Annotated in this window: 2 protein-coding genes; both read right to left on the bottom strand. The window is 72.5% G+C overall.

Annotated elements, in window-relative coordinates:
• Window positions 1-472 (bottom strand): P1 family peptidase (locus D3H34_RS33290; RefSeq protein WP_205736881.1); only part of this gene is annotated, 472 nt, incomplete at its 3' end.
• Window positions 473-521: 49 nt separating this feature from the next.
• On the bottom strand, window positions 522-716 hold a 195-nt coding region (locus tag D3H34_RS33295), incomplete at its 5' end, for an MHYT domain-containing protein (protein WP_286186589.1).

A 716-nucleotide genomic window follows, 5' to 3' on the forward strand; every position in this document is an offset into this window, starting at 1 on the left:
TGCCCGCACCCACGTTGCCTTCGGCCGGCGGCGCGCTGCTGGCCGCGGCGCAGGCCGCGTAGCCGGCCGCTGCGTCGGGCCGTATGCGGGCATCGCCCACGCCCAGATCGAACAGCACGGCCGCCGGCACTAACGGCAGGCGCGCATAGCGCACGTCCAGGCCGACATCGCGCTCCTCGAGCCAGCGCACCGCGCCGCTGGCTGCGTCCAGCCCCCAGGCGCTGCCGCCAGCGAGCATGACGGCGTGCACCTGTTCGACCAGGTTCGTCGGATGCAGCAGGTCGGTCTCGCGCGTGCCGGGCGCCGCGCCGCGCACATCGACGCCGCCGACCGCGCCCGCGCGCGCCATGACTACCGTGCAGCCCGTGGGCCGGCGCGCATCGGTGTGGTGGCCGACTTCGATGCCTTGCACGCGGGTGATGCTGCCGGCGTCGGCGAGTCGAGGGAAAGCAGGGCGGCTGGAGCGGGTCATGGCGCCATTATGGACAGCCGCGGTCGGCGCGCGCGGTCCATCAGGAGGCTCAGTGCGGCGACTGCAGGCGGCGCTGCGGGTCGAACAGCAGGTCTGCAGCAATCGCGCAGGTCATGCCGACGGCCAGCGTGATCACCAGCAGGGGCAGGTCCATCACGCTGATGACCGTGGGGCTGCTGGGGATGGCGAGGCGGTTGTCGGTGGTGCAGATGAATTCCGCGGCCGACATGCCGGTGTAGTGCAT

This window comes from Acidovorax cavernicola (assembly GCF_003581445.1).